Source organism: Siphonobacter sp. BAB-5405, assembly GCF_002872335.1.
Taxonomy (GTDB): Bacteria; Bacteroidota; Bacteroidia; order Cytophagales; family Spirosomataceae; genus Siphonobacter.
In genome coordinates this window covers 1-1,849 of the sequence record NZ_NJAG01000096.1, presented here as the reverse complement: position 1 = coordinate 1,849, position 1,849 = coordinate 1, and the positions used below count along the sequence as shown (strand labels likewise).

Here is a 1,849-nt window from a genome sequence, read left to right as displayed (position 1 = left end):
CCGTGTTACTGCAGGCAGCTGATTTTATAGCAGGTACGCTCGCCCGCTGTTACGACGAGACCGTTCGCTCGGCTCAGGCTAATGCCTTCATTCACGTTTTAAAGCCTAACATCAGCTTTATCAGGTACTGGCCCGAACCGTTTTCTTCGTATACCACCTCCCTGGCTGAGCAATCGGAAACCTATAACAAGGAGCTAGCGGAGTTGAGTATAAACCTAGCTCAAGACTTCATCAATCGTCATACCCGAATCGGTTCTCCCCAACATCAGGATCAACTTTCCTGTTTGCATTACTTGGTACTATATTTCCGCACTATTAGTGCGGATAAGTACATTTCCAGCCGGGAGTTGATTCAGCATATTGAAGGGCAACGCGGGTCGTCTATTTCTTTGCACTACTTTCAGGCCCGGGTCATTGCTCCTTTGCGGGACGCCGGGGTTTTGATTGCCAGTAGTAGCAAGGGCTATAAACTGCCCGCCAGTGAGCAGGATCTCTACAGCTTTATCAATCACAGCAACACCATCATTCAGCCCATGCTTCCCGAATCAAAAAGTGCAGAGACCGGATCCTGCTGGCCACTAACGGGAAACTGGATTTGCTGAAAGCAGAGGCGTATCAATCCCTGCGGAGCGTTTTACAGGAAACGCCGGTATCTTCGGAAGAATCAAGCTAAAGCAGCTGAGCTTATTTCGTTTCAATCCATTCATCTAGTTCGTTTTAAATTAGTATGTACACCTGGGTACCCTTTTATCAAGAATTAACTGCCAAATTTCTTTCCTATACCGGCCTTGAACTACTAGCCATTCTAAAGCAGCTGGACATTGAAGGACTTACCGAAAAAGATAGTAAGGGACAGATTATAGATCTTACGGATATTGATCCGTATTCATTTCTTTCGTACCTAAACAAATACGGCGATCAAAGACGGATTTTGTTATTAGGCCAGCTTAAGCAGCTACTGGCCTTGGAGGCAACCGTTCCCTCGGACGTAGACGGGCTTCCCAATGCGGCAGCTCAAAATGTTCGTTTATTCGGCGATTTAAAAGATCGGAAAGAAGGCGATATAGAAAAACTAAGACTACTTTATGAGCAAGTAGAACAGGATACCCTAACTCCAGCACTCTTCAGAGAAGTTTTAAAAATCTATAAGACCGCTGAAGCCAAATTATCGGAGGCTCTTTTCTACCATAAGCCCGATCGTTACCTGCCCATCAATGGACAGACTAAGCCCTGGCTTGCCAAGCGAGGACTTTCTTCTTCTTATCGAACACTGGAAGGCTATCGCTCGATTCTAGAATCGGTTAAAGCCCTGGATGCCCGTCCCTTTTATGAAATTTCCGAAGCGGCTTATTTGGAGAACGTGGCTTCTAGAAAAAATATGATTCGTTACTTCTGCGTCGGTACTATGTTCAATGATACTCGTGATGAACAATTAGGCCAGTTTATAGCTGAAAGTAAATGGATGAACGGATACGGCGAAGAAGACCCCGATGCGTTCGATCTGGTTAAAAACATTCCAGTCGGATCAAAGCTCGCCGCAAAGGTGACGTTTAACCCGGGGAACGGGACATTCGGAGTCGGTATTACGGATTAAAGCCTTGGGTACTGTAACCCGTAATCCAGGAGATGGCTGGAATCTAGCTGTAGAGTGGGAAAGCGAGTTCAAACCATTTGAAATTGTAGGCAGAGGCTCTTATCGCAAAACCATTCAAGAAGTAACTAATCCCGAACACATCCAACTTATTTTTCATCGTTCAGCCATGAGTCAGTCTCCCGTATTACCTACCTATGCTAAGAACATCATCTTATACGGCCCTCCGGGTACGGGTAAAACCTATGAAACCATTGA

The 1,849-nt window shown here is 45.6% G+C and carries 2 protein-coding genes and 1 pseudogene; all 3 read left to right on the top strand.

The genetic code is table 11. The annotated features are described in order from the left end of the window. Positions 1 to 602 (top strand): annotated as a pseudogene (locus BWI97_RS27830) (DUF3800 domain-containing protein); the annotation flags it as partial. A gap of 125 nt (positions 603 to 727) precedes the next feature. Then, positions 728 to 1,594, top strand: coding sequence for a hypothetical protein (locus tag BWI97_RS25920; protein ID WP_102203384.1), 867 nt, complete (start codon positions 728 to 730; stop codon positions 1,592 to 1,594). A gap of 4 nt (positions 1,595 to 1,598) precedes the next feature. After that, the coding region (locus tag BWI97_RS27825; RefSeq protein ID WP_199182112.1) for a hypothetical protein at positions 1,599 to 1,849 on the top strand (251 nt) is incomplete at its 3' end.